Raw genomic sequence first — 604 nt, 5'->3', positions numbered from 1 at the left:
GAGGATGTTCGTTGATGTACCCACCGTCTATTTATGTGCCGATGCCGTTGATTTTCGAAAATCAATTAATGGTCTGGGGGCGTTGGTGGAAGCAGAGCTTGAACTACCCGTGCTCAGTGGTGCGCTATTTGTGTTTTGTAATAAAGGCCGTGACAAACTCAAACTGCTTTACTGGGATAACACCGGTTTTGCACTGTGGTATAAGCGATTAGATAAGCATAAGTTCAAATGGCCCAAACTCATGTCACCCACCATGACCTTAAGCGAGCAGCAATTACACTGGTTATTATCGGGTTATGATGTGATTGGACACAGTAAAATTGATGTCGCAGGTAAGCAAATGCTTTAATATTTGCGATCGATTGATGATCATCAAAGTGAGTTCAGTTAGCACTGCAAAGCCTTTGATGATGCCTTAAAATAGGCGTCATGAAAAATGAACTCGCCCTTAAACAGCGCATTGCTGAACTTGAAAAACTGTTAGCGCAGAAGGATGCCCAGATTGCGGCATTGGAAGAGCGCTGGAACTTGGCCCAACAAAAACAATTCGGCAAAAGTGCTGAAGGCTTTGCCGGGCAAGGCGAGTTATTCAATGAAGTGGAAG

1 protein-coding gene and 1 pseudogene are annotated in these 604 nt (G+C 44.2%); both read left to right on the top strand.

Annotation, left to right across the window (positions count from 1 at the left end):
* A partial coding sequence (gene tnpB, locus AAEY55_RS18125) for an IS66 family insertion sequence element accessory protein TnpB (RefSeq protein ID WP_350552607.1) occupies positions 1-349 on the top strand: 349 nt, incomplete at its 5' end.
* 80 nt (positions 350-429) lie between these two features.
* Positions 430-604, top strand: a pseudogene (locus AAEY55_RS18120) (IS66 family transposase); the annotation flags it as partial.

The organism is Pseudoalteromonas sp. 120-MNA-CIBAN-0494 (assembly GCF_040308885.1).
GTDB lineage: Bacteria > Pseudomonadota > Gammaproteobacteria > Enterobacterales > Alteromonadaceae > Pseudoalteromonas > Pseudoalteromonas nigrifaciens.
Note: the sequence above shows the minus strand (reverse complement) of the source record. Positions and strands in the feature narration are given on the sequence as shown.